The organism is Microbacterium sp. NPDC008134, assembly GCF_042957055.1.
Taxonomy (GTDB): domain Bacteria; phylum Actinomycetota; class Actinomycetes; order Actinomycetales; family Microbacteriaceae; genus Microbacterium.
Window position 1 is genome coordinate 304960 of record NZ_JBIBHO010000003.1, and the last position, 25726, is coordinate 330685.

Below are 25726 nucleotides of genomic sequence, written 5' to 3' on the forward strand. Positions count from 1 at the left end.
CCAGCCCCGACGGCGCTCCGGCATTCCGCATGCGGCCGCACCGTCCTAGGATCGGCGCATGGCCGACGACAGCACCGCTCCCCCGGCATCCGAACCCGCTCGCGACCCCCGCACCCCGTCGCGGCGCGGGTTCCTCAAGATGGGCGGGGCCGCGTTCGCCGGCGCGGTCGTCGGCGGCGCGGCGGGCGCAGCGATCGGCGCCTCGGTCGCCACGAACACCTCCCGGGGCGGCTTCGCCACTGAGCCCGACCCGTTCGCCGCCCTCACCCCGCGCAGCGAGCCCGGGTTCGACCACCTCGTGGTCGTCATGGGAGAGAACCGCTCCTTCGACAACCTTCTCGGGTACCTCTACTCGCAGGAGACGCTGCCCGCCGGTGAGACGTTCGAGGGTCTGGCCTTCGGCAAGCACAGCAACACGGCATCCGATGGCACCGTCGTCGACGCGCACGTCTACACCGGCGACACCGACCGCATCATGAGCCTGCCCGACCCCGACCCGGGCGAGGAGTACCCGCACGTCAACACGCAGATCTTCGGCACGGTCGACCCGAAGGGCAACGCCGATCTGTTCGTCGACGAGATGACCGCCCCGTTCAACGCGCCGACCCACGGCGAGAAGGCGAACATGTCGGGGTTCCTCGAGGACTACATCATCAACTTCCGGCGCCTGCGCAAGGGCACCGAACCCAAGCCCGAAGACGCCGCGCACATCATGGGCTCGTTCTCGCCCGAGATGCTGCCCGTGCTCTCGACCCTCGCGAGCGAGTTCGCCGTCTTCGACCACTGGTACGCCGGCGTGCCCTCGCAGACCTTCTGCAACCGCTCCTTCTTCCACGCGTCGACCTCGCACGGTTTTGTCACCAACCAGGCCGGCGGCGGCTACAAGAAGTGGCTCGACGCCCCCGCCGCCCCGACCGTGTTCAACCGCCTCGAAGACGAGAAGGTCAGCTGGAAGATCTACATCGACAAGCTGCAGCTCGTCTCGTTCACCGGGATGCTGCACGCCGCCGTGCTCGAGAAGTACTGGCGCACCGACCACTTCGGCACGATGGAGGACTTCTACGCCGAGGCGAAGAACGGCACCCTCCCGGCCTACGCCTTCATCGAGCCGCGCATGGTCTACGACCACAACGACTTCCACCCGCCCTTCGGCGCGCCCCGCGAGAGCACGGTCGACGGCGAGCCCGTGTACGACAGTGCGATCTCCGACGTGCGCGCGGGCGACCGACTCATCCATGACATCTACGAGGCCGTGCGCACGAGCGCGTCGCCGAAGGGATCGAACGCGGTCAACACCCTGCTGCTGATCACCTTCGACGAGCACGGCGGCTGCTACGACCACGTGCCGCCGCCCGCGGCGACGAAGCCGACGGCAGACACCGGCGCGGGCGAGATGGGATTCACCTTCGATCGCCTCGGATGCCGCGTGCCCGCGATTGCGGTGTCGGCGTACACGAAGCGCGGCACGATCGTGCACGACGAGATGCATCACGGCACCGTCACCGCCACGCTCTCGCGGCTGCACGGGCTGAGGCCCCTCAACGACCGCGACGCTTCGGCGAACACGCTCTTCGAGGTGATCAACCTCGATCAGCCGCGGCATCCGTCCGACTGGCCGGTCACGACCCCCGCTTACACGCCCCCGAACCCCGAGGAGCTCGAGCCGAAGCCGGGCGACCCGTCGGGTATGAAGCCGCTCACTCCCCCCGCGCGCGGACTGCTCGGGCTGCTGCTCTCGCGCTACGGGCAGCCGGGCGAGCCCGATCCCGAGACGTTCGCCGACGCGTACCGTCTGCTGCACGAGCACGGCGAGGAGCTGTTCGGGCCACCCGCTTCATGATCGGGACGGCTGGCGGATGCCTAGGCTGAGGTCATGATCACCGCCGACCCTGCAACGCTCGACTCGTATTGGGACGCGGTGCGGGCGCAGCATCCCGAGCTGCCCGCCGAGGTCCCCGAGGCATGGGCCTTCGGCGCGACCGCCGCGCACGCTGATGACCTGCTCGCGCTGGTTCTCGCCGGCACCAAGACGGGCACGGCGTCGTCGATCTGGGACTACGAGGCCACCGGCGATCCGCTTCCCGTCGAGGGCGAGTTGAGCATCATCCTCGACGGCACCGGCAGCCCGCGTGCGGTGATCGAGACGACGTCGCTGCGCACGGTTCCGTTCGACGGGGTCGATGCCGCACACGCCCATGCCGAGGGCGAGGGTGACCGCTCGCTCGCGTACTGGCGCGCGGCGCATGAGCGGTTCTGGCGCGCGCACTCCGAGAATCCGCGCGGATTCGCGCCGGACATGCCGGTGTTGTGCGAGCTGTTCCGGCTGGTGCACCCGGTCGCGCGTTCATAACTCGGCAGCAATCTGCGTCCACCTCGTCGAAACGGCCGATTCCCGCCCGGATCGTCCCGATTCTGAGGAGTTATGCACGCACCCGACGGATGCCTCAGCCCTCGTCGCGGTCCCGCGCACGCCGACGCGAAACGATGAGCAGCGTCGCGCCGAGCAGCAGCACGACCGCTCCGCCGGCCGCCCACGCGAAGGTCTCGGGGCCGAGACCCGTGCCGGGGAGTGTTCCCGTGCCCCCGCCCCCACTGCCGCCGGGCGCGGGCGTGGCGGTCGGCGGGTCTGGCGTCGGCGTCGGCGTCGGTTCGACCGCAACCGCCTCGAGCCTGAAGTCCTGTGCCACGACGGTTCCGCCGCCCTCCGGCGGGAACCCGAACGCCCGCTGAGCGAAGTCGACCGCTTGCGTCCCCTCGGGCGGCACCACGGTAAGCACGTAGTCGCCGGGGGCGAGTCCGCCGAGACTGTATGTCCCGTCCTCCGCCGAGACGAGCTGCCGCACGCCGCCCGGGCCGTCGAGCGTGAGCACGACATCGGTAACCGGATCGCCCGCCGAGTCACGCACGGTTCCCGAGAAGCTCCCGAGCACGGCGAACTCGAAGTTCACATCGGTGAGGTCGTCGGCGCCGAGCGCGACCTCCGCACTGATCGGCCCGAGCGGCGCATAGCCGTTGGGCGGCGTGATGGTGACGGTGTACTCGCCCGGGGGCAGGCGCGGGATCGTGTACTCGCCGAGCGGACGGGTGGTCGTGGTCGCCACGACCTCGCCACCGGAATCCGTCACGGTCACGAGCGCCCCGACCACACCGACGCCCGTGGCGGGCGAGGTGACCACGCCGCCCAGGTCGGCGTTCTCGACGAGCAGGAAGTCGTCATCGGCCGGGATCTCGATCGGTTCTTCCGTGCCTTCAGCGACCGAAATCGCACGTGTGTCGTCGTCGGTCGAGTATCCGACGGGCGTGACGACCCGCACGTCGTAGGCACCAGGCTCCACGCGGTCGAACAGGTACCGTCCGTCCGATCCGGTGACGGCCGTGAGTTCCGTGCCGTCGACCACCACCGTCACTCCGGCGACCCCGTCGCCGTTCGCGTCGACCACGCGTCCCGAGACCGCGACCGGCACGATCTCCCGCACGACGAAATCGACGCCGACGGCATCCGTCTCGCTCAGGTTCACCGGCAGCGTCGAGAAACCGTCCGCGATCATCCCCTCTGGCGCGGTCACACGCACCGTGTACCCGTCGCTGCCCAGGATTCGGGGAAAGGAGTAGGTACCGTCAGCGGCGGTCGTCGTCGTCGTCGAGACGACCCGTCCGTTCGCGTCGGTGAGCGTGAGCGGGATGCCGGCCTGCGGCGCGTCCGCATCGTCGGTCACGGTGCCGCTGATGTCGCGCGCGAGTGAGGCGAACCACGTCTGGTACACCGGCTGACCCGAGCGACGCGTGTAGATGAAACTCAGCGTCGTGATCGGGGCGGACGGTTCGAACCAGGCCGCGGCACCCGAGGTGTCCACCGCCGCGGCATTGCCGGTGAGAGTCAGAGTCGTCGGGTCCCAGGTGGGTACGTCGTCGACGGCGCCGGTGCACGACGGTTTGCCGACCACGCCCGGGGCGCAGTAGTTGAAGCCGCCGCGGAAGCCGATCTGTTCGGCGGTGAGGGGCTGCCCGGTCGGACCGGTCGCCTGGATGCGCACCGCATCCGCATCGATGTCTCCGAGCACGAAGGTCCACCCCGCGGTGGGCGTCGGATTCTGGAAGGAGTACGTCGTCGTCGACGATCCCGTCGGGGTGTCGGCCTGGGGTCGGAGATTCAGATACTCCTGACCTCGGCTGGATCCGTACTTCGCGCCGACCGGCGTGCCCTCCGACAGCCACGTCGAGGCTCCGGGGATCACGCCGATCTGCCCGCCCCGTGAGGTGCTCGTGACCGTCGCGGTGATCGTCGGATCGGGAGTGATCCGCACCGAGGTCGTGTAGGCGCCGCTCGTGCCGGTCAGCGGCTGCCAGGTCGCCCACTGCGTCGTGGTCGCGGCCGAGGCAGGGCTCGCGGTCACGGCGAAGGCGGCCACGAGGGTCAGGATTCCGACGGCGATACCGCTTCGCTGCAGGCGCATGGCGTCAGGCTACATCGGTATACCAACTACGCGAAGAGGAACTTCGCGCCCGGTCTCGGGTCAGTTCGCGCGCGAGAAAGTGATGTGCACGACGCCCGACTCTGCGGTCTCCGAGGAGACGGAGTATCCGGACTCCAGAGCGCGCAGGTCGTCCCACAGACGGATGCCGCTGCCGGTGAGGACCGGCGTGATGCCGACGTGCAGCTCGTCGACGAGGCCGGCGCGCACGTACTCGCGCACCGTCGTCGCCCCGCCGCCCACCCGCACATCGGCGCCGTTCGCCGCCTCGACCGCACGTCGCAGGGCGTCTTCCGGCGTCGCATCGATGAACTCGAACGACGTGCCGTTCGCGAACTCGATGCGCTCACGCGGGGTGTGCGTGAGCACGAAGACCGGAGCGTGGAACGGCGGCTCCTCCCCCCACCAGCCGCGCCAGTCGGGGTCGTCGGGGTTGGCGTGCAGGCCGAACATCCCGGCGCCCATGATCTCGGCGCCGATGTTCTCGAAGTAGCGCGCCGCGTACTTCTCGTCGACCCCGGTCGTGCCGGCGCCGCTCGTGTCGTGGAACACCCGCTCGCGGAACGTGCGCGTCGCGACGTACGCGGCCGTGATCCGGCCCCAGTCCTCGCCGAACGGGTTCTCCGGCGTCTGGTCGGTCGTCGTGGCGAAGCCGTCGAGAGAGATGTTGAGATCGACGCGAACGCGGGTCATGGATTCTCCGATGTGCGAGGGGCGGATGCCGCGGCATCCGTCACGGCGAACCCACTGTCGACCATCTCGGCCGTCGTGTCAACGATGGCCGCTCGTCGAAACCCCCCACGCGCGTCGAGACCCACCGTGCCCGACGTGCGGGACGGTGGGTCTCGACGGTAACGATGGGTCTCGACGGGTCGTCCGAGTCCGGAGCGGATGCCGCGCCCGACGCCGAATCAGGCGACGGGGTCGCCCTGCACCGGGCCCTCGGTGTTCGGCTTCCAGCCGAGCGCCGGGGCGACGTGCGTCGCGAACGACTCGAGCACGTGCAGGTTGTACGCGGGTCCGAGCTGGTTCGGGATCGTGAGCAGCAGGGTGTCGGCGGCCATCACGGCGGAGTCGTTCTTGAGCTGCTCGATGAGCACGTCCGGCTCGGCCGCGTAGGTCTTGCCGAAGGTCGAACGGTAGCCGTCGATGATGCCGATCTGGTCGCCGCTGTCCTCGCTGCGCAGACCGAAGTACGCCCGGTCCATGTCGGTGATCAGCGGGAACACGCTGCGGCTGACCGAGACGCGCGGCGAACCGGTGTGACCGGCCTCCTTGTACGCGCTGCGGAACAGCGCGATCTGCTCGCTCTGGAGTTCGTGGAACGGCACGCCCGTCGCTTCGGTGAGCAGGGTCGAGCTCATCATGTTGAGGCCCTTGCGCCCGGTCTCCTCAGCGGTCGCGCGCGAGCCCGATCCCCACCAGATGTGGTCGCGCAGCGTGGGCGACTGGGGCTCGATCTGCAGGTAGCGTCCGGCGCCGACCATCCGCGGGTCGCCGGGGGCGATGCCCTCGCCGTCGATCGCGCGCAGGAAGATGTCGAACTTCTCGCGGGCCATCACGCCGCCGCGCTCGGGATCTTCCTCGTCGTGGAAGCCGAACGTCTCGTAGCCGCGCAGGGCCGTCTCGGGTGACCCCCGGCTCACGCCGAGCGCGATTCGTCCGTCGGCGATGAGGTCGAGCGCGGCCGCCTCCTCGGCGAACTGGAACGGGTTCTCGTACCGCATGTCGATCACGCCGGTGCCGACCTCGATGCGCTTCGTGCGCGCGGCCATCGCCGACAGCAGCGGCATGGGCGACGCCGCCTGACGGGCCCAGTGGTGCACGCGCACGTACGCACCGTTCACCCCGATCTCATCGGCGCCCTCTGCGATCTCGATGGTCTGCTTCAGCATGTCGCCGGCCGTGCGGGTCGCCGAACCCTGGACGTCGGCGTAGTGACCGAAAGAGAGGAATCCGAAAGCCTTCATGGTCTATTCGAACGCATGGATGCCGCGGACTATTCCGCCGCGAGGAACCCGTCGATCAGCAGCGCCCGGATGCGCGGCTCCAGCTCGGCCCACAGATCGGCGAGCGGCACGTCGAAGAGGTCGGCGAGCGCGGCGGCGATCTGCCCGACCGTCAGGTCGCCGTCGCACGCGCCCACGAACGCGGCGAGCGCCGGATCGACATTGACGGTGCGCCCGAAACCTCCGCCCTGGCGCAGTTCGATCACGCTGGGGTCGTCGTTGCCGGGCAGCAGATGCCGGGCCTCGGTGACATCGGATGCCGTGAACAGCGTCGCGGGAATCCCACTCGCGAGCAGGTCGTGCGCCACGAGTCCGCGACCCAGGGCCTCGCCGACACCCGAGACGGGCTGGCCGACGTGCTCGCTGCGCCGCAGCACCGGCGCCTGTCCGCGTCGGATGAGCACGTACCCGAATCCGATGGCCGTCACGCCACGGGCGGCGAAGTCGTCGAGCCACGCGGTGAGCAACGGCGTGAACTCCGGGTCGCGCGGGGTGGTGCCGCCGTCGCGGATCCACAGTTCTGCATAGGCGAGGGGCGACAGCTCTTCGCGCTCGACGACCCAGAAGTCGAGGTCGCCCGGCACCCAGGCGTCCAGCCGCGCCAGACCCTTCACGCCGTCGCGCGACTCCCAGTTGCCGAGCAACTGGGCGGTGCCGCCCGCGGTGAGGAAAGCCGGTGCGGTGCGCACGAACTGTTCGACGAGCGCGTCGCCGATGAGTCCGCCGTCGCGGTACTCGTACTCGGGCACGCCCTCGGTGCGCGGCGTGATGACGAAGGGCGGGTTCGAGACGATGAGGTCGAACGCCTCGCCCGCGACCGGCTCGAACATGCTGCCCAGACGGAACTCGATATTGCCGATCCCGTTCAGGCGAGCGTTGAGCTCGGCGTACGCCAACGCTCGAGAGGAGATGTCGGTCGCGACGACCCGTCCGGCCCGCCGCGAGACGAGCAGTGCCTGGATTCCGCATCCGGTGCCCAGGTCGAGTGCGCGATCCACTTCGATCGGCACGACGATCTCGGCGAGCGTGCGCGACGCGCCTCCGACTCCGAGCACGTGGTCGGCCGGAAGCGCCCTGCCGAGGGCCACCTCGTCGAGGTCGCTCGCGATCCACCACTCCCCGACGCCGTCCGCGTCGACGAACGACTGCGGGCGCAGAAGCGCGGTGGGTGACACCACGTCATCGGTTGCCGTGGCGAGGCCGAGCCCGATCAATCCGTCGACACCGAGCCGGGGAAGCGCAGCCTCGACCGCACGGCGCGGCTGCGGCATCCCGAGCACGAAGAAGCGTCCCAGGGTCGCGAGTGTGCCCTCATCGCCCTCGATCGCGCGCAGGATGGGTTCGCGCATCCCGCGGGCCAGGGCATCGTCGGCCTCCTCGCCCCACAGGCGCCGCAGTGGTGCGGAGCGCAGGTCGGCGGCGTCGAGGTCGGCGGCGAGAGAGGCGCATCCGAGCGGGTCGGGAACGGGCGTTGCAGAGGCGGACACGGCCGTCACTCTACGCGTCTTCAGGGTTCTCCTCCGCCCCGCCTTCTAGAATCACAGGGTCAGTACTCACGAATCCGCCCCCTTCCCGGGCGTTCGAGGAAGACCTTCATGACCGCGAGCTCCCCCGACAGACGCCTCCGTGCGCGTCTTCGGCGACTCACGAGCGCGACAGCCGCATTCGCCCTCGCCGCCGGCATCGGGGCGATCGCGTCGCCGGCGATGGCCGCCGACGGCGACGACGAGACCACGGATGCCGGGGTCGTCGAACTCTCGGTCGCGATCGGGTCGCACGGGCGGATCACCCCCGGTGCGTCGGCGACGGCATCCCTCGCCCTGCAGAACGACACCGACGCACGCCTGTCGTCCGGCACGGTCACGGTCGAGATCAATCGCACTCCGCTCACCGACGGCACGGCCGTCTCGACCTGGCTCGACGAGACGTCGGCGCCCGGTGAGTTCGAGACGCTCGGATCGAAGGCGACGGATGCCGTCGACGCCGGCGGATCGGATCGCATCACCGTCGACCTCGCGCCGGAATCGCTCGCCGATCTCGCCCCCGGCGTCTACCCGATCCGGGCGGGACTGAGCGGGGCGAGCACGGGTGCCCTCGACAGCGATGACCTCGTCTCGCGCAACGTCGCCGCCGACAGCGTGCTCGTCGTGACCGCGGATGCCGTGCAGGTCGGCGTGATCGTGCCCATCACCGCCACCCCCGCCGACGGCGTGCTGCTCACGGCCGACGAGCTCACCGAGCTCACCGCGGCGGACGGAGAGCTCACGGCGGCTCTCGACGGCGTCTCGGGAACGGCGGCCGTGATCGCCATCGACCCCGCGATCATCGCCGCGATCCGCGTGCTCGGCACTGCAGCGCCGGCGAACGCGACCGACTGGCTCGAGCGTTTCGACGATCTCCCCAACGAGCGCTTCGCCCTGCAGTTCGGCGACGCCGATGTCACGGTGCAGGCGCAGGCCCAACTACCGGAACTGCTGCAGCCGACGACTCTCGCGCCCTTCCTGAACCCTCTGAGCTTCCCGAGCACGCCGTCGACGCCCACGCCGACTCCCGGCTCCTCCACGCCGTCACCGACGCCCACGGTGCCCGATGCCCCCGTCCTGCCTGACGACGAGGAGCTCACGGCTGTCGATGACGCGATCGACGGCATCGTCTGGCCCCTCGCGGGAGCCCGCTCCGAAGACCTCGCGACCTTCACCGGCTACTTCGGCGGAGAGGTCACGACGATCGTCTCCTCGGCGGCCACCGACGCCGTCGACACCGCGCATGCGACGGCCGACGGTCATGATCTGCTCGTGATCGACGACGCGATCTCCGCAGCGATCTCCGGTGCGGCCGCCGAATCGGCATCCGGTGCCCGCCAGCGCTGGCTCGCGGCGGCGAGCGCGCAGCTCTACTTCGCCGGGCAGGCGACGCCGCAGGCCCCGCTCCTCGTCGGACTCGACCGCGACGAGACCCGTGATGCCGCCGCCCTCCGCGAGGCGATCGCCGCGGTCGACTCCCCCGGCTTCGACCTGTCGGCGGTGCGCTCCGCCGCGGCGTCGCCCGTCACCCTCGTCGCGGGCGCCGTCGATGACCTCCGCGTCAACGCTCTTCAGAACATGCTCGTCGACGAGGGAACCCTCGCCACCTTCGCCACGATCCTCGACGACCCGCAGGTGCTCCTCAGCCGCGAGCGCATCCGCGTGATGCGCGAGATCGCGGTCGGCGTTCCCGAGACGAAGTTCAGCACGAACGTCGCCGTGCATCGCGCGGCGACGAATGACACGCTCCACGCCGTCAGCATCCCGCCGTCCAGCACGATCCAGTTGCTCAGCGCCAACGCCGACCTCCCGTTCAGCGTGCGCAACGACCTGCCGTGGCCGGTCAATCTGCGCCTGACGGTCGCACCCACCGACCCGCGCCTCGAGGTGCAGGGCAGCAACGAGGTCGTCGTGCAGGCGAACTCGAGCGCGCGCGTGAAGGTTCCCGTGTCGGCGCGCGTCGGCAGCGGCGAGCTCGACCTGCGCCTCAACCTCTACAGCCCCACCGGCGTGCTGATCGACGGCCCGCAGACGGTGCGGGTCGCGGTGCGCGCCGAGTGGGAGACGATCGGCCTCATCATCTTCGGCGGCCTCGCCGTGCTCCTGATCGTCGGCGGTGTGATCCGTACGGTGCTCCGTCGGCGTCGGGAATCGGCGGACGAGAGCGACGGAGCGGATGCCTCGGCCGAGGCTGAAGCGGATGCCGACACCCATGCCGGAGAGAAAGAAACCACGTGAGCAGTCTCGGGCGCGCGAGCGCGATCATCGGCGCCGGCACCCTCGTCTCCCGAATCACGGGGCTTCTGCGCAGCATCGTGCTTGTCGGGGTGCTCGGGGCGGTCGCTTCCGAGGCGGCGGATGCCTTCACCTACGCGAACCAGCTGCCGAACAGCGTATTCTCGCTGATCTCGGTCGGCATCCTCACGGCCGTCATCGTGCCGCAGATCGTGAAGGCGACCGCGGATGCCGACGGCGGCAACGCGTTCATCTCGAAGCTGTTCACGCTCGGCACCGTCGTGCTCGTCGTCGTCACCGCTATCGCGACCGCCGCCGCGCCCTGGCTCGTGCATCTGGTGGCCGGTAAGGCGAGCGACGATGTGCTCGCTCTGGCCACCGCCCTCGCCTACTGGTGCCTTCCGCAGATCCTGCTCTACGGCCTCTACGCGATGCTCGGCGAAGCGCTCAACGCCCGCAAGATCTTCGGCCCCTTCACCTGGGCGCCGGTCGTCAACAACATCGTCTCGATCGCCGGGTTCCTCGCGCTCGGTGCTCTCTTCGGCCCGGTCTCGACGAAGGCCGCCGACTGGACGCCCGAGATGATCACGGTGCTCGGCGGCACCGCCACGCTCGGCATCGCGCTGCAGGCGCTCGTGCTGCTCGTCTTCTGGCGCCGCACGGGCCTCGCCCTCAAGCCCGACTTCCGCTGGCGCGGCGTGGGCCTCGGCAATGTCGGCCGCCTCGCCGGCTGGACCTTCCTCATGGCGTTCGCGAGCCTGGCGGCCGGCATGTACCAGGGCTACCTCGTCAGCGAGGTCTCGGGCCTCGGAGCATCCGCCACGGTCACCGCCAACGCCTGGCTGATCTTCATGCTCCCGTACTCGGTCATCGTGCTCTCGATCGGCACCCCCTACTTCACGCAGATCAGCGCCCACGCCGCCGCCGGACGTGACGACGAGGTGCGCGGAGACATCGCGCAGAGCATCCGCACCCTGCTGTTCTTCATCGTCGCCGCCACCGCCGCCGTCGCTGCGGCTGCGATCCCCGCCTCGCGCGTCTTCACCGACAGCGCCGACGATGCTCAGGCTGCCGCTCTCGTGCTCATCGCCTACCTCGTCGGACTCATCCCGCTCACGATCCTCTTCATCGTGCAGCGCACCTTCTACGCGTACGACGACACCCGTACGCCGTTCTGGTTCACGATCTTCCAGTGCGTGCTCATCGTGGGCACAGCGCTGGGAGCGCTCGGGCTGCGCGAGGCGGGCATCATTCCGCTCACCTCGCTCGCCGCCACGGTCGCCCTCGGCCAGTCGATCGCGAGCATCGTGCAGACGATCGTCGCGACCTGGCTGCTCCACCGCAAGATCGGCGGCCTGCAGATCCGCTCCTGGATGGCTGCCATCGGCCGCTTCGCCGTGGCCGGCATCCCCGCGGGCTTCGCCGGATGGGGCGCTTTCGTCCTGATGGGTGGTGTCGATGGCTGGATGGTGGCCTCGACGATCCTGGGCGCCGTCGGAACCGCGGTCATCGGACTCGTCGTCGTGGTCGTCTACCTCGGCATCCTCGCCCTGCTGCGCGCACCCGAGCTGAAGGCCGCCGGAGCGCTCGTCCGTCGCTTCCTGCCCGGTCGCTGAGCGTCTCCCGACGCGGGAATGCCGCGCGGTTACCATGGGTTGAAGCTGTCGAACATCATTCGATGGCATTGCAGTTCTCACAGGGAGCATTTCATGCGTCAGGTCGTCATCATCGGCTCCGGCCCCGCCGGTTTCACCGCCGCCATCTACGCGGCGCGCGCGAACCTCAAGCCGCTGCTCATCGCGAGCTCGGTCGAGGTCGGCGGTGAGCTGATGAACACCACGGAGGTCGAGAACTACCCCGGCTTCCCCGAGGGCATCCAGGGTCCCGAGCTCATGGCCAAGTTCCAGGAGCAGGCCGAGAAGTTCGGCACCGAGGTCGTCTACGACGACGTCACCGAGCTCGATCTCGCCGGCCCCGTCAAGAAGGTCACGCTCGGCAGCGGTGCCGTGCACGAGACCCAGACCCTGATCTACGCGACGGGGTCTGCGTACCGCAAGCTGAACATCGAGGGCGAAGAGCGCCTCTCCGGCTACGGTGTTTCGTGGTGCGCCACTTGCGACGGCTTCTTCTTCCGTGAGAAGACGATCGCGGTCGTCGGTGGCGGCGACTCGGCGATGGAAGAGGCCACGTTCCTCACCCGCTTCGCCGACAAGGTCTACGTGATCCACCGCAAGGACACCCTCCGCGCGTCGAAGATCATGCAGGAGCGCGCCTTCGCGAACGAGAAGATCGAGTTCATCTGGAACAGCGAGGTCGCCGAGATCCTCGGTAAGGACTCGGTCTCGGGCGTTCAGCTGCGCTCCACCGAAGACGGCACTCTGCGCGACCTTCCCCTCGACGGTCTGTTCGTCGCGATCGGCAACGACCCGCGCACGCACCTCGTGCACGACAAGCTCCAGCTCACCGCCGAGGGCACGATCTGGGTCGACGGCCGCTCCTCGGTCACCTCGGTGCCCGGTGTGTTCGCCGCCGGCGACGTGATCGACCCCACCTACCGTCAGGCCATCACGGCCGCGGGTTCGGGCACGGTCGCCGCGCTCGACGCCGAGCACTTCCTCGCCGACCTCGAGGATGCCTCGGTCGAGGAGCCGGCAGCCGAGGCCGCCGAGATCCTCACGGCCTGACCGGCACGGGAACACTTTTCCCCGGTCGGCTGTTGTAACCGACGAACCTCGAACAAGGAGAAACTCTGATGAGTGCACAGGCTACGAGCCAGGCGACCTGGGAGCAGGACGTACTGCAGGCCGAGGGTCCCATCCTCGTGGACTTCTGGGCCGAATGGTGCGGACCGTGTCGTATGGTCGCGCCGGTACTGGACGAGATCCAGGCCGACAACCCCGACAAGATCACCATCCTCAAGCTCAACGTCGACGAGAACCCCGAGCTGGCGATGAAGTACCAGATCACGTCGATCCCGGCGATGAAGGTGTTCCAGGGCGGTGAGGTCAAGACGACCATCATCGGCGCCAAGCCGAAGCCGGCCCTCGAGAAGGACCTCGCAGCGTTCATCGGCTGAGTCTGAGAAGTCGTAAGGCCGTCACTCTCTTCGGAGGGTGGCGGCCTTCTCTTCGCGTTCAGCCCACAAGCGCACTGGGTCCCTGAGCCTGTCGAAGGGCCCCACCCCGAGAAACCCCGACTACTTGTCCGACACCTCGACCCAGGGCATCCCCCGCGCCGCACGCGCGCGGTCCACGATCTCCTGGATCATTGGGGCTTTCGCCTCGTTGTACGTCGCCGTCCCGCGCGCCGCAGCGGCCACGGCGTCGCACTTCGCGTGCCGGTAGCGATCGGCATCCGCGGGGTTCTCGAGCAACCAGTCCCGCAGGATCCTCTGATTCACGGCATCCCAGTCCGCCGCGGCGAAGAAGTGCGCAATGTGCGTGCGCACGCCGCCGCTCTCGCGGATCATCACGGGGTGACTGCGCACCGCGCTCCCCTGCCGCCAGCCGGCGTTCTCGAGCCCGGCACGATGCCGCTCGAAATCCACGACATCCATGATCCGCACCGCGAGATCGATGATCGGTTTGGCCCGCATTCCCGGGATCGCGGTCGAGCCGATGTGCTCGATCACCCACTCCGGGTCGCCGTGCGCACGCAAGTGGTCAGCGGCGGCGGCGAACTGCTCCGGCCACGACGAGTCGTAGGCGACGAGCATCCGCGCCATCGTCAGGAGGCGTCCGCGACCGTCGGATCCCACCGGCGGTAGCGCTGCTTCTCGTCGAGAAGGCCCCAGACGGCCGGGGTGAGCTCGGGGTACTCGAGCGCGATCTGCCGGAGCACGCGGTAGTGGCGGGCCTCGTTGGGCCGCACTCCGTCGTTCGCGCTGATGTTGTCGGCGCGGAGCAGGTACACGACGAGCTCATCGATGCTGGGGAGCTCCTCCATGAACTCCCACGGGTCCTCCCCGCCGAGCAGGCGCTCCTGCACGATGACGGCGAGTTCGTCGGATGCCTCGGCGCGCAGAACTTCCAGGCTGGCGCGGCGGGGGACGGACTCGCTCATGCCTTCCAGCCTACGCGCGTGTGCGACGGGGTCGGCGCTCCACCTTCACATCCTCGCTCATGTCCTCGAGCTCCTTGCCCTTGGTCTCGGCGACCTTGAAGTAGACGAAGAAGAACGACAGCAGCGCGAAGAAGGCGTAGAAGCCGTAGGCGAACGGAAGGCCGATGTTGGCGAAGGCCGGGAACGTGGTCGAGATGAAGAAGTTCGCCGCCCACTGCGCCGCCGCCGCGACCGCGAGCGCCCCGGCGCGGATGGAGTTCGGGAACATCTCCCCCAGCAGCACCCAGACGAGCGGACCCCACGTAGCTCCGAAGAACACCACGAACGCGTTGGCGCAGATCAGCGCCACGGTAGACCAGGGCTCGGGCAGTGTGACGGCACCCGCGGAATCGAGTGTGCCGAACGAGAACGCGATCGCCATCAGACCGAGGGAGATCGTCATGCCCACCGAACCGACGAGCAGCATGATCCGCCGACCGACCTTGTCGACGAGCAGGATCGCCACGATCGTGACCGCGATGTTCGTCACCGACGTGATCACCGTGATCAGGAGCGCTTCGGATTCGCCGAACCCGACCGACTGCCACAGGGTCGTGGAGTAGTAGAAGATCACGTTGATGCCGACGAACTGCTGGAACACCGACAGCAGAATGCCGACCCAGACGATCGGTTTCAGGCCGAGACGGTTGCCGCGCAGGTCGCGCAGGGACTCCTTCTTCTCGGTGTCGATCGTGCCGGTGATCTCAGAAATCTTCGCCTTCACGTCGACGGTGCCCGTGACGGTCGTGAGAACTTCGGATGCCTTGTCGATGTCGCCCTTGCGCACGAGATAACGGGGAGATTCCGGGAGCTTCAGGGCCATGATGCCGTAGATGATCGCGGGGATCGCCTCGGCGATGAACATCCACCGCCAGGCGTACAGGCCCCACAGCGACTCGGCGGCTCCGCCCGCGACCTCGGCGAGCAGGGCATCCGAGAGCAGTGCGACGAAGATGCCGGTGACGATGGCGAGCTGCTGGAGCGAACCGAGTCGGCCGCGCATGCTGGCCGGTGAGACTTCGGCGATGTACGCGGGGGCGATGACGGATGCCGCGCCCACACCGAGTCCGCCGACAATGCGCCAGATGATCAGATCGACCACGCTGAACGCCAGGCCGGAACCGATCGAGGAGACGAGGAAGAGGATGGACGCGACGACCATGATCGGGATTCGTCCGTAGCGATTCGCGAGCGGGCCGGCGAACCAGGCGCCCACCGCGCAGCCGATGAGCGCTGACGAGACGGCGAAGCCCTTGAGGCCGGCGCCGAGATCGAATCCGGATTGGCTTCCGGCGAGAGCATCCACCGCTCCGTTGATGACCGCGGTGTCGAATCCGAAGAGGAACCCGCCGAGCGCGGCCGCGATGCTGATCGCGATCACTTTGCCCTTGATGCCGGATCCGGATGCCGTCGCTGCCATGATGCCCTCCCGTGCGTCTTCCTCAGTGAGTCTAGGACTCCGGAGAATCTCGCGGGGGTGGTTGACAATCCGGTCGCGGGACGAGAATCGCGCCCGGACTCCCCGCGATTCAGGGGGTCGGGCGCGATTCCGTGAGGTGACTGCGACTCAGTTGCCGTAGCTCTCCTCGCCGAGTTCGCTCAGGATGCGGTTCAGATCCTGGATCGATGCGAAATCAATCGTGACCTGGCCTTTGCGCGACCCAAGGGAGATCTTCACGCGGGTGTTGAGACGGTCTCCGAGCTTGCCGGCGACCTCATCGAGGTAAGCGCGACGCGCCCCGGAGGTCGCCTTCGTCGCCTTGGTACCGCTGCTCCACTGCGTCTTCGCGGCCTCCTCGGTCGCACGCACCGAGAGGTCTTCGTTCACGACCTTGTCGGCGAGGCGCTGCATCGACTCGGGGGTCTCGAGACTGAGGATGGCGCGCGCGTGGCCCGCGGTCAGCACGCCCGCGGCGACTCGCTGCTGCACCGGGACAGGCAGCTTGAGCAGGCGGATCGTGTTACTGATCTGGGGACGAGACCGACCGATGCGCGTCGCGAGCTCCTCCTGCGTGATGCCGAAGTCGTCGAGCAGCTGCTGGTAGGCGGATGCCTCTTCCAGCGGGTTCAGCTCGGAGCGGTGCAGGTTCTCGAGCAGCGCATCGCGAAGGAGGTCCTCATCGGCGGTCTCGCGCACGATCGCGGGGATCGCGGTGAGCCCGGCCTCACGGGACGCGCGCGTGCGCCGCTCCCCCATGATCAGTTCGTAGTCGCCATCGGCGTTCGTGCGCACGACGACCGGCTGCAGCACACCGAATTCGCGCACGCTGTGCACCAGCTCGGCGAGATCGTCGGCGTCGAAGTGGGTGCGCGGCTGGCGCGGGTTGGCGACGATCTTGTTCGGGTCGATCTGGATGAGATGAATGCCCGGAACCTCAGCGAGGTTCGCGGCATCCGCTTCGCCTTCGCTCGGCACCTCGGTCGTCGTGGTCGCCTCAGAGGGGCGGATGCTCGCCCCGGGGAAGAACACGTCGACCGGACGCTCCGTCTGATCCGCCGTGGGGATGAGTGCGCCGATTCCGCGGCCCAGACCAGTGCGCTTCGCCATCATTTCTCCTTGCTCTGCGCCGCACGCGACGCGATTTCGACAGCGGCCTCACGGTACGCGATCGCCCCGGCGGACTGGCCGTCGTAGGCGATCACCGTCTGACCGAAACTCGGGGCCTCCGACACGCGCACCGATCGCGGGATCATCGTCTCGAGCACCTGGTCCGGGAAGTGGCCCCGAACCTCCTCTGCCACCTGCTGAGCGAGGCGCGTGCGACCGTCGTACATCGTCAACAGGATCGTCGAGAGGTGCAGGCCGGGGTTGAGGTGCTTCTGGATCATCTGGATACTGCCGAGCAGCTGGCTCAGACCCTCCAGCGCGTAGTACTCGCACTGGATGGGGATGAAGACCTCGGATGCGGCGGTGAAAGCGTTTATCGTGAGGAGACCGAGGGACGGCGGGCAGTCGACGATGACGAAGTCCATCGGCGTGCTCTTGAGGTACTCGTCGAGAGCCGTCCGGAGTCGGTGCTCTCGCGCCACCTGTGCGACGAGCTCGATCTCCGCGCCGGCGAGATGAATGGTGCTCGGCGCGCAGAAGAGGTTCTCGTCCTCGGGACTCTGCTGAACGATCTCAGCGAGGGGTGTCCCCTCGATCAGAACGTCGTAGATGCTCGCAGTCTCCGCGTTGTGCGGAACTCCGAGCGCCGTCGAGGCGTTCCCTTGCGGGTCGAGATCGATGACGAGCACCTTCGCCCCCAGGCCGGCGAGGGCGGATGCCACGTTCACCGCAGTGGTGGTCTTACCGACCCCACCCTTCTGGTTGGAAACCGTCATCACTCGCGTCTCTCCAGAGAACTCCACCTTCGTGGACTCTAGGGCACGACGTCGAGCAGACAGGTCGGCGAGCTCCCGCGCGAGCGGTGTATCCATCCCGAACGATTCGCTCGGGGATGCCTTTTCGGACTGTTTCACGTGAAACATCCACTCCTTTCGGGGCCGCGTTCCACTCTAATCGCTCGGACCGACGTCGGAGCGCCGGACGCTCGTTCGAGGACACCTCATGGTGCATCCCATGGGGTGGGCCTGTTCCCGCTGGGGCACTGGGCTTACTCCCCTGCAGCCGCTGGACATAGTCCTGGGGTGGCTGTTCTCCTTGTCCTGGGGGCGGTGATCTCGCTCTCTGCTGTAGGCGAACCCCTTCCCTGAGGTCGATGATCTCGCTCCCCTGGGTCGCTGACCTCGTTCCCCGTGGGTCGCTGAGCTTGTCGAAGCGTCCCGACACACCTTTCGCGGATCGGGTCCCACATGACACACAGTCGGCATGGGAAGGAGACACGGAAGAACTCCGGGGTTCCTGAGCGAGCGAAGTGAGACGAGGGTCCGACCCCGAGGAAGCTCCAGCACCGCTTCGTGAACAAGTCGCCGACGCATACCACCCCAACGTCCCGCATCACGGGACCCTTCGACAGGCTCAGGACCCAGCGTCTCCGGCTCACTGAGCTGAGCTGAGCGCCCGGCCAGTCCCCCGCCTGACAAGACGTTCCACGTGAAACATCACCGATACTGTCCGCAATCGGTGAGAAAGTCGGGTTCCTGAGCGAGCGAAGCGAGACGAAGGGCCGCGAGCGTATGGAGTGATCCGGTTCCGCATCACCTGCGATCACATCTCCTGGAGCCTGCGCCAACCTCCCCGATCCCAGCTCGCCGACACATACGCCCCAATACCCCGCATCACGGGGATCCTCGCCAAGCTCAGCGACCCGGCCTCTTCAAGGCCCTCAGCTGCGGGAAGCACCCCATCGTCCCAGGTGTCCGATGATGTTCCACGTGAAACATCATCGGTGTCGTCCGCAATGCGACGAGAGAGTCCGGTTCATGAGCGAGAGCTGCGAGACGAGGGGCCGACCACAATAAAGTTGCGGCACATCGCCGAGCACAATCCGGCGACGCACACCACCTCAATGTTCCACTTCACGGACCCTTCGACAGGCTCAGGGACCCAGTCTCTTTCCGGTCACTGAGCTGCTCGAAGCTGCCGATCGCGCTCCGCTAGTTGCCAGCGTGTTCCACGTGACACATCGATGTCGTCAGTAATGCGAGGAGAGAACCTCGCTTCTGAGCGAGAGCAACGAGACGAAGGGCCGACCACAAGGAAGTTGCGGGACATCTCCGAACAGAAATCGGCGACGCACACAACCCCATCATCCTCGATCCCGGAAACCTCCGACGCGCTCAGCGCCCCAGCCTCGTCGGTCGCCTAGTCACTCATGGCGCCCGGCCAGCCTCCTGGGTGCCGAGAACGTTCCACGTGAAACACCATCGGTGTCGTCCGCAATGCAACGGGGAGACCCGGCTCCTGAGCGAGCGAAGCGAGACGAAGGGCCGCGATCGCGGGGAAGAACCCGCCCCACCTGCGGTCACATCCCGAGGAGGATGTGGCACCCCTTCGTGAGCACCTCGCCAACGCACACCATCCCCACGCCCTCGATCCCGGGACTCTTCGACAGGCTCAGAGACCCAGTTCCTCTTGAATCGCTGAGCTGCGGGAGGCACCTCATTATCTCCGGGTGGTCGGCGATGTTCCACGTGGAACATCAAGCCAAGAGTGGCACGGTGGAGACATCCGGTTCCTGAGCGAGTGAAACAAGATGAGGCGCCCCGCGCCTCTGGCAGCACCCTTACCTCGCTTGTGACTACACCTCGCACAGGTTGCAGGACCTTCCTCCGAAGAAGTCGCAGATTTGCACGGGCGCAACGCCTGCGTCATGGGGCCCTTTGACAGGCTCAGAGGCCCAGTCTTTCGGGCACTGTGTTTCACGTGAAACGCATGATCGAGAACCACCGACGTCCCGTGTGCCACGCATCCCCCTGCGGCGACAAGCCTCTTCGGGGCGATGTTTCACGTGAAACACAAGCTCCTCTCTCCCATCAGCGGCGTGCCCTTGCGCGGCGGGACCCTTCGACAGGCTCAGGGACCCAGTCCCCTTTGATCACGGGGCCGGCCCCCTCTGGTCACTGGGACCCAGTCCCCCTGGATGACGGGGCCCAGTCCCCCTGGATGACGGGGCCAGCCGCTCGGGTGATAGAGACACAGTGCCCTGGTTCACCGGGCCAGCCCCCCCCTCTGGCAACAGGGATCCACTCCCCTGGATCACCGGAACGGGTCCCTTTGGAGCGCAGATCCCAGTCCCCTCGAACGCACGAACCCAGTCCCTTTGGAACGAAGGGGCCAGTCCCCTCCAGGTCACAGGAACCCTCGAAGATCGCCCGTCGACTCACGGAATAGCGAAATGTTTCACGTGAAACATGCATCCGCCGCACGATCTGGCGTACTCGTCAGGGTCCGGCGTTGTAGAACTCTTCGACAGGCTCAGGGCCCCAGCCCCCGACATCAACATTCCAGATGTTTCACGTGGAACAGAGAGCTAGGAGGATACTCCGGGGCGAAGCATGAAGACGTCGACTGCATCCTCGCTCTCGAGAACGAAACCGTGACGCTCATAGAGACGACGTGCAGCACTCCCCTGCAGAACGTTGAGGCGGAACGGCATCCCTTCATCCTTCGTCCCGAGAAGCTGGGTCAAAACAGCACTTCCCAGACCCTGACCCTGCACCTTCGGATCCAGGTAGAAGTGCTCGATCCATGAGGAATCCGCCTCGGCTCGAACCGCAACGGATCCGACGTCCCGACCATCGAGGACGATCACCCAGGTGTTCTCCGGAACGAAGGAACGAAGGAATCGCTCGCGTACCCAGATCGGGTCGAACCTATCGAGCCGCTCGAGATCCGGGCGCATGACCACCGCCCGCAGGTCGGCCATCCTTGCTGCATCGCTCTTCGTACTGGAACGCAGCTTCCAGTCCACCTGGTTACCTCCTACAATCGCCCACACCGATGTTTCACGTGAAACATCTGCTTTTCAGCGGCGTACGAATGCCCGAACGACGCGGGTGATCTCCGGCAGGACTCCCTCGCCGAGGACCTCGACGCGCACGTCGCTGAGCTTGTACTTCTTGATCGCCTTCTGGGCGGCATCGATCTCGTTCGCCGCGTTCATGCCCTTCAGGAGAGCGAGCTCTCCCCCATCGCGCACGAGCGGCGCCGTCAGAGGGAGCAGCGTCCGCAGTGCGCTGACCGCACGGGCTGTGACGACGTCGAAGGCGCCGGGTCGGCCCACTTCCTCCGCACGAGCGCGCAGAACCTCGACGTTGTCGAGTCCGAGCTCGGTGACCTGCTCGTTCAACCACGTGACACGCCGCTCCATCGGCTCAACGAGCGTCCAGTGCACATCCGGTCGTGCGATCGCCAACACCAGACCGGGAAGTCCTGCGCCTGAACCGATGTCTGCGACGTGCCCCTGGAACAGCGGAGCAGCGATGACGCTGTTCAGAATGTGGCGCGTCCACAGCCGGGGCAGCTCCAGGGGTCCGATCAGCCCGCGCTGTTCACCCTCACGAGCAAGCGCTTCAGTGAACGCGCGAGCGGCCTCGATCCGGTCGCCGAAGAGCGTGACCGCGACCGCCGGTTCTGCCTCGAGCGCACTCATGCCTGGTACTCCTGCGTGAGATCGATCGATGTCAACGACGACGCAGAACCGTGTGACGGTCCGCACCCTCGCCGTACGACTCCGAGACCAGGCCGCGATCCGCCGCGATGTCGTGAACGAGCTTGCGCTCGTAGCTCGACATCGAGGGCAGCGACGCCTGCGACGCGCCCTCATCGAGCTTCGCCGCAGCGGCATCCACCAGGGTCTCGAGCTGACGACGACGGGTGTCGCGCGATCCCCCGATGTCGAGGATCAGGCGCGAGAACGATCCGGTCTTGCTCTGAACGGCGAGACGCGTCAGCTCCTGCAGCGCCTGCACGGTGTCGGGTGCAGAGAGCAGGCTGAGGCCTTCACCCTCGGCTTCGACCGAGACATAGGCGCGTCCCTGACGAACGTCGAGGTTGAGATCGCCGTCGATGTCAGCGATGTCGAGAAGTTCCTCGAGGTAGTCCGCGGCGATGTCGCCCTCGTTCTCGAGATCGGCCACCGTGGGCTCGACGCTCTCCGTGACGCTCTCGGTCATCAGGAACCCTTCTTCTTCGCGCGCTTCTTGCCCACCGGCTGCTGACGCTTCGGCGCCTCGGCCTTCGCCTTCTCGGCCTCTTCGAACAGACGCTTCTGCTCGGCTTCGTACGCAGCCATCGGTACGACCTTGCCCGAGGAATCGATCGCCTTGCCCTTGCGAGCGAGGCGCTCCTCACGTGCCTTGGCCGCCTCGGAACCGGGGGTCGGCATCTCACGGATGACGAGGAACTGCTGGCCCATCGTCCACAGGTTCGAGATGAACCAGTACACGACGACGCCGAGCGGGAAGAAGATACCCGAGAAGATGAAGCCCAGCGGCAGCACGTAGAGCATGATCTTCTGCATCTGGTACGCCTGGCCGGTCTTGGCCTCGGGCGACAGGTTCTTCGAGATGATCTGCAGCTGGGTGAAGAACTGCGACGCGATCATGAGGACGACGAGCGTGACGAGGATGATGATCGCCGTCGTGTTGCCGGCATCCACCGCGTTACCGAGGGTCTCGTGCAGCGAGGCGACACCGAAGAGCTTGGCGTCGTAGAACTGCTCCGTGAGCTCGGCGTTGAGCAGGCCCACACCACCGATACCGGCCGCGTGGTGCTTCGTGACGTCGCTGAGCACGCTGAACAGCGAGAAGAAGACCGGCATCTGCACGAGGAGCGGGAGACAGCTCGACATCGGCGTCGTGCCGTGCTTCTTGTACAGCGCCATGGTCTCGCGACTCATCGCCTCGCGGCTCAGCTGGTCGCGCTTGCCCTTGTACTTCTCCTGGACTTTCCGCAGTTCAGGAGCGATTTCCATCATCTTTCGCTGGCTCTTGATCTGCTTCACGAAGAGCGGGATCAGAGCGGCGCGCACGACGATGACGAGGCCGACGATCGACAGCACCCAGGTGAGACCCGAGTCAGCGGCGAGACCGACGGCGGTCAACAGCCAGTGCCAGGCGACGAGCACCAGCTCGACCAGCCACTTGAGCGGCCAGAGGATGGTTCCGATCAGATCGAAACCTCCGGAGGAGGGGGCCGGCGACGGTGAGACGCTGGCGAGCAGAAGGTCGAGACCCACCGGTCAGTCCTTTCGAGCGGGAACGACGAAACCATGGGCGGTCAGGTCGTGGCGGAAGTGTTCGTGCGGTTTCACGTCGTCGACGCCCCCGCGGGTCCAGGGGTTGCAACGGAGGATGCGCCATGCCGAGAGCAGTGTTCCCCGCACGGCACCGTGCTGTTGCACCGCTCCTACAGCGTAAGCGGAACAGGAGGGGTAGTACGCACAGACGTCTCCGTACATCGGGGAGATCACCTTGCGGTACCCGGCGAGGAACCCGAGCACGAGATTTCGCGGGATCAGCGGGATGCTCCGCATCAGATCACCCGAACGGAGGTGTCCCGTCCCGATGGAGGATGCCGGCAGCGCGGTCATCGCGCGTCCACCCTCGACAGTCGCGTGAGACAGCGGTCCACATCGGCTCGGAGCTCGGCGTAGGTCGCCGTCGCAGACGAAGGAAGGGCACGGATGACGACATCCGTGCCCTGAGGTACGCGTGACAGCGCTTCGGCGCAGACAGCTTTGAGTCGGCGTCGAACGGTGTTTCGAACCACCGCGCCACCGACCTGCTTGCTGATGATGAAGCCGAAACGCACGGCCCTGCTTTCATCCGTCGTCATCATCGAGGTGATGACGCGCGCCCCGCCACAGCGTGAACCGCGACGAACGACCAACCGGTAGTCGCTCCCGCGGGTCAGCCGATTGGCGCGGGCGAGCACAGCGGATTACGCGGAGAGCTCGGTGCGGCCCTTCGCACGACGCGCGGCGAGGATGCCACGACCCGCACGGGTACGCATACGGGCGCGGAAGCCGTGCTTCTTGGCGCGACGACGGTTGTTGGGCTGGAAGGTGCGCTTGCTCATGAGATCACTCCGGGGATGCTGCCACCGGATTCACTTCGACCGGAGACATATAGGGAACTGCCGAAAAGGCATAAGTCAACCGATTAAGGGTACGTCTCTGCGGCGCGCAGAGCAAATCTGGGCGCTTCGCGGCGGTGGATCAATGAGTACCGCACAGCCATTATCCACAACCTCGTGCACTCGGCCAGACACAACACGCGCGTTGATTTTCCAAGGCAGGTTGCCGTTCACGGCTGCGGTGACTACCGTGGGCATCCGTAGTTATCCACAGGGGCGACCCGCATCTCGCAGCCCCTCACCGATCCCCGCCCCGGAGCGTCATGTCCTCACCTGCCCAGCCCGACGTTCCGATCTGGACCACGGTGCAGGAGCTGCTCGTCGACGACGATCGCGTCACGCCGCAGCTGCAGGGGTTCCTGAGTCTCGCGGTCCCCGCGGGTGTGATGTCGGCCACTCTCTACCTCGAGGTGCCCAACGACCTCACCGCCGCGCAGATCAACAAGCGACTGCGACTTCCGATCATGGAGGCACTCACCCACATCGGTGAGGAGGTCACCTCCTTCCGGGTCGTGGTGAACCACGAACTCGCCGAGCAGCCGACCGCTCCGATCGCGGTGGCCGACTTCGGTCGGCAGGAGAACGTCCGCGTCGAGTCGCCGATGGAGCAGCCCACTCCCCTGCGCCACGAGTCGCGCCTCAACCCCAAGTACACGTTCGACAACTTCGTCATCGGCCAGTCCAACCGTTTCGCCCATGCGGCCGCCGTCGCCGTGGCCGAGGCGCCGGCCAAGGCCTACAACCCGCTCTTCATCTACGGTGACTCAGGGCTGGGCAAGACCCATTTGCTCCACGCGATCGGCGACTACGCGCAGTCCCTCTATGCCGGGGTCAAGGTGCGCTACGTCTCGAGCGAGGAGTTCACGAACGACTTCATCAACTCGATCGCGAACAACCGCGGCGCCGCGTTCCAAGCGCGCTACCGCGAGGTCGACATCCTCCTCATCGACGACATCCAGTTCCTCCAGGGTCGCGCCGAGACCCAGGAGGCCTTCTTCCACACTTTCAACACGCTCCACGACCACAACAAGCAGGTCGTCATCACCAGCGATGTCGCTCCCAAGCACCTCACCGGCTTCGAGGACCGGATGCGCAGCCGTTTCGAGTGGGGTCTGATCACCGACGTGCAGGCGCCCGACCTCGAGACCCGTATCGCGATCCTGCGCAAAAAGGCGCAGAGCGAGGCCCTGCACATCCCCGATGAGGTGCTCGAGTACATCGCGACCGTCGTCTCGTCGAACATCCGCGAGCTCGAGGGTGCACTCATCCGCGTCTCGGCCTTCGCGAGCCTGAACCGCTCGGCTCTCGACATCTCGCTCGCGCAGACGGTGCTGCGCGACATCGTCGACACGGCCGAGGACAACATCATCTCGCCGACCGACATCATCACGGCCACCGCCCAGTACTTCAAGCTGACGGTCGACGACCTCTACGGGTCGAGTCGATCGCAGCAGATCGCGACCGCGCGTCAGATCGCGATGTACCTGTGCCGTGAGCGCACGAGCCTCTCCCTGCCGAAGATCGGTCAGCTGTTCGGCAACCGCGACCACACCACGGTCATGTACGCGTACAAGAAGATCAGCGACCTCATGAAGGAGCGTCGCTCCATCTACAACCAGGTCACCGAGATCACCACGCAGCTCGGGCGACGCTGACACCTCGCACCGCGCTCGGCACCTCGACACAGGGGGACACGGCATCCGTTCGCGGAGCGTGTCCCCCTTTTCTCTGACTTGACGACGATCCACGGCATCCGATAAATGCCTCTATGCACATGTGGATAACTTGTGGATGGTTGTGAGTCGGATCGGGATGAATGTGGGTCGAAGGCCCAAACCTGTGGATAACTACGGGAGACAGAAC

General features: G+C 67.0%; 23 protein-coding genes. 7 read left to right on the plus strand and 16 right to left on the minus strand.

Features of this window, described 5'->3' with window-relative positions:
- Positions 1 to 58 precede the first annotated feature (58 nt).
- Together ACFY9N_RS15030 and ACFY9N_RS15035 are read left to right on the plus strand one after the other, a co-directional pair.
- Positions 59 to 1840, plus strand: coding sequence for an alkaline phosphatase family protein (locus tag ACFY9N_RS15030; RefSeq protein WP_391479612.1), 1782 nt, complete (start codon positions 59 to 61; stop codon positions 1838 to 1840).
- 33 nt (positions 1841 to 1873) lie between these two features.
- Positions 1874 to 2350: an ASCH domain-containing protein gene (locus tag ACFY9N_RS15035; RefSeq protein ID WP_391479613.1), complete on the plus strand. Its 477-nt coding sequence runs from the start codon at positions 1874 to 1876 to the stop codon at positions 2348 to 2350.
- A 94-nt stretch (positions 2351 to 2444) separates the two neighbouring features.
- Here the strand turns inward: ACFY9N_RS15035 and ACFY9N_RS15040 are convergent, their stop codons facing one another.
- From ACFY9N_RS15040 to ACFY9N_RS15055, 4 genes are all read right to left on the minus strand, one after another.
- Positions 2445 to 4454: a collagen binding domain-containing protein gene (locus ACFY9N_RS15040; protein ID WP_391479614.1), complete on the minus strand. Its 2010-nt coding sequence runs from the start codon at positions 4452 to 4454 to the stop codon at positions 2445 to 2447.
- A 60-nt stretch (positions 4455 to 4514) separates the two neighbouring features.
- A complete protein-coding gene (locus tag ACFY9N_RS15045) occupies positions 4515 to 5165 on the minus strand; it encodes a dihydrofolate reductase family protein (RefSeq protein ID WP_391479615.1) in 651 nt (216 codons plus the stop codon).
- A 218-nt stretch (positions 5166 to 5383) separates the two neighbouring features.
- Entirely contained in the window at positions 5384 to 6442 is a 1059-nt protein-coding gene (locus tag ACFY9N_RS15050; protein ID WP_391479616.1) for an LLM class flavin-dependent oxidoreductase, read from the minus strand.
- A gap of 29 nt (positions 6443 to 6471) precedes the next feature.
- Positions 6472 to 7977: a methyltransferase gene (locus ACFY9N_RS15055; RefSeq protein ID WP_391479617.1), complete on the minus strand. Its 1506-nt coding sequence runs from the start codon at positions 7975 to 7977 to the stop codon at positions 6472 to 6474.
- Positions 7978 to 8076: 99 nt separating this feature from the next.
- On the opposite strand from ACFY9N_RS15055, the gene ACFY9N_RS15060 reads away from it, so the two are divergent.
- From ACFY9N_RS15060 to trxA, 4 genes are all read left to right on the plus strand, one after another.
- Positions 8077 to 10242: a DUF6049 family protein gene (locus ACFY9N_RS15060; RefSeq protein ID WP_391479618.1), complete on the plus strand. Its 2166-nt coding sequence runs from the start codon at positions 8077 to 8079 to the stop codon at positions 10240 to 10242.
- On the plus strand, positions 10239 to 11855 hold the full coding sequence (murJ, locus tag ACFY9N_RS15065) for a murein biosynthesis integral membrane protein MurJ (protein ID WP_391479619.1): 1617 nt from the start codon (positions 10239 to 10241) through the stop codon (positions 11853 to 11855). Before ACFY9N_RS15060 ends, murJ begins: the two co-directional genes overlap by 4 nt.
- Positions 11856 to 11948: 93 nt before the next feature.
- Positions 11949 to 12923 (plus strand): thioredoxin-disulfide reductase, encoded by a 975-nt coding sequence (gene trxB, locus ACFY9N_RS15070; RefSeq protein WP_391479620.1) that lies wholly within the window; start codon positions 11949 to 11951, stop codon positions 12921 to 12923.
- 68 nt (positions 12924 to 12991) lie between these two features.
- Positions 12992 to 13315: a thioredoxin gene (gene trxA / locus ACFY9N_RS15075; RefSeq protein ID WP_391479621.1), complete on the plus strand. Its 324-nt coding sequence runs from the start codon at positions 12992 to 12994 to the stop codon at positions 13313 to 13315.
- A 120-nt stretch (positions 13316 to 13435) separates the two neighbouring features.
- Here trxA and ACFY9N_RS15080 read toward each other — a convergent pair whose 3' ends face one another.
- From ACFY9N_RS15080 to rpmH, 12 genes are all read right to left on the minus strand, one after another.
- On the minus strand, positions 13436 to 13996 hold the full coding sequence (locus ACFY9N_RS15080; protein WP_391479622.1) for a GrpB family protein: 561 nt from the start codon (positions 13994 to 13996) through the stop codon (positions 13436 to 13438).
- Positions 13966 to 14301 carry a tryptophan synthase subunit alpha gene (locus ACFY9N_RS15085; RefSeq protein ID WP_247624061.1) on the minus strand — a complete coding sequence of 112 codons (336 nt, stop codon included), beginning with the start codon at positions 14299 to 14301 and terminating at the stop codon, positions 13966 to 13968. Before ACFY9N_RS15085 ends, ACFY9N_RS15080 begins: the two co-directional genes overlap by 31 nt.
- 10 nt (positions 14302 to 14311) lie before the next feature.
- Complete coding sequence (locus ACFY9N_RS15090) at positions 14312 to 15808, minus strand: sugar porter family MFS transporter (RefSeq protein ID WP_391479690.1); 1497 nt, start codon at positions 15806 to 15808, stop codon at positions 14312 to 14314.
- A 99-nt stretch (positions 15809 to 15907) separates the two neighbouring features.
- Entirely contained in the window at positions 15908 to 16888 is a 981-nt protein-coding gene (locus ACFY9N_RS15095) for a ParB/RepB/Spo0J family partition protein (RefSeq protein ID WP_391479623.1), read from the minus strand.
- Positions 16888 to 17811, minus strand: coding sequence for a ParA family protein (locus tag ACFY9N_RS15100; protein WP_391479624.1), 924 nt, complete (start codon positions 17809 to 17811; stop codon positions 16888 to 16890). Before ACFY9N_RS15100 ends, ACFY9N_RS15095 begins: the two co-directional genes overlap by 1 nt.
- A 2444-nt stretch (positions 17812 to 20255) precedes the next feature.
- A complete protein-coding gene (locus ACFY9N_RS15105; protein WP_391479625.1) occupies positions 20256 to 20696 on the minus strand; it encodes a GNAT family N-acetyltransferase in 441 nt (146 codons plus the stop codon).
- A gap of 54 nt (positions 20697 to 20750) precedes the next feature.
- Positions 20751 to 21377 carry a 16S rRNA (guanine(527)-N(7))-methyltransferase RsmG gene (rsmG, locus tag ACFY9N_RS15110; RefSeq protein WP_391479626.1) on the minus strand — a complete coding sequence of 209 codons (627 nt, stop codon included), beginning with the start codon at positions 21375 to 21377 and terminating at the stop codon, positions 20751 to 20753.
- Between the two features lie 31 nt (positions 21378 to 21408).
- Positions 21409 to 21900, minus strand: a complete 492-nt coding sequence (locus ACFY9N_RS15115; RefSeq protein WP_391479627.1) for a protein jag — start codon at positions 21898 to 21900, stop codon at positions 21409 to 21411.
- Entirely contained in the window at positions 21900 to 22964 is a 1065-nt protein-coding gene (yidC, locus tag ACFY9N_RS15120) for a membrane protein insertase YidC (protein ID WP_391479628.1), read from the minus strand. The genes ACFY9N_RS15115 and yidC overlap by 1 nt, the downstream gene beginning before the upstream one ends.
- 3 nt (positions 22965 to 22967) lie before the next feature.
- Positions 22968 to 23318 (minus strand): membrane protein insertion efficiency factor YidD, encoded by a 351-nt coding sequence (gene yidD / locus ACFY9N_RS15125; RefSeq protein WP_391479629.1) that lies wholly within the window; start codon positions 23316 to 23318, stop codon positions 22968 to 22970.
- Positions 23315 to 23662: a ribonuclease P protein component gene (gene rnpA / locus ACFY9N_RS15130; RefSeq protein ID WP_391479630.1), complete on the minus strand. Its 348-nt coding sequence runs from the start codon at positions 23660 to 23662 to the stop codon at positions 23315 to 23317. Before rnpA ends, yidD begins: the two co-directional genes overlap by 4 nt.
- Before the next feature lie 6 nt (positions 23663 to 23668).
- The gene (gene rpmH / locus ACFY9N_RS15135; protein ID WP_013584598.1) at positions 23669 to 23806 is read right to left on the minus strand and encodes a 50S ribosomal protein L34; all 138 of its coding nucleotides are present in this window, start codon (positions 23804 to 23806) and stop codon (positions 23669 to 23671) included.
- Between the two features lie 443 nt (positions 23807 to 24249).
- Between rpmH and dnaA the strand changes: the two genes are divergently transcribed.
- Entirely contained in the window at positions 24250 to 25518 is a 1269-nt protein-coding gene (gene dnaA / locus ACFY9N_RS15140; RefSeq protein ID WP_391479691.1) for a chromosomal replication initiator protein DnaA, read from the plus strand.
- Positions 25519 to 25726 lie beyond the last annotated feature (208 nt).